This window comes from Paraburkholderia tuberum STM678 (genome assembly GCF_902833905.1).
GTDB lineage: Bacteria > Pseudomonadota > Gammaproteobacteria > Burkholderiales > Burkholderiaceae > Paraburkholderia > Paraburkholderia tuberum.
Genome location: NZ_CADFGP010000198.1, coordinates 1 through 362 on the forward strand (window position 1 = coordinate 1; position 362 = coordinate 362).

Below are 362 nucleotides of genomic sequence, written 5' to 3' on the forward strand. Positions count from 1 at the left end.
CGTCCCGCGGCCTTCGCCTGGTACATCGCGGCGTCGGCGTTCTGCATCAGGGTATCGATGTCCTCGCCATCGTCCGGGAAAAGTGCCACGCCGACACTGCATGACACCGGCAATGCGGCGCCGCCTAGTTCATGCGGCTGACGAACGAGCGGCAACAGACGATCCTCGATCGCACGGGTAACATCCGCCACATTGCTGACACCGTTGAGGATTACCGTGAACTCGTCGCCACCGAGGCGGCTGACGGTGTCATTGCTGCGCACGGCTTGCAGAAGGCGCCGCGCGACCGAGCGCAACAGGTTGTCGCCGATGTGATGGCCAAGCGAATCATTGATGTTCTTGAACCGGTCCAGATCAATGAA

At 61.3% G+C, this 362-nt stretch carries 1 protein-coding gene; it reads right to left on the bottom strand.

Translation table 11 applies throughout. The features are described from left to right. The coding region (locus HWY30_RS40925) for a diguanylate cyclase domain-containing protein (protein ID WP_176079071.1) at positions 1-362 on the bottom strand (362 nt) is incomplete at both ends.